The following is a 299-nucleotide window of genomic DNA, read 5'->3' on the forward strand; positions in this document are numbered from 1 at the left end:
AATTCTTCAAGCTCTCGACGGTCGATGGTTGACTTCGGTCGAGGAGGTAGGGCGAGAAAGGTATGTGAGTGCCTTGATGAGCGATGGGTCCGTGGCACTACAAGGACAGATTAAGGAGAGTGAGTGATGAGTGACATTGACTGGTTTCATCTCGATGATGAGGCGTTTACAGCAGCACTGGCCGGTGCGAGCTTCGAGGAGCTTCGTGATGAGGCACAGGTGGTGATCGACCGACTCTCTGGGAGAGATATAGGGCTCGATGAGTTGTCAGTGGTCGTGCGACGAGTACGGTCAATGCT

Source organism: Ferrimicrobium sp., from assembly GCF_027364955.1.
GTDB lineage: Bacteria > Actinomycetota > Acidimicrobiia > Acidimicrobiales > Acidimicrobiaceae > Ferrimicrobium.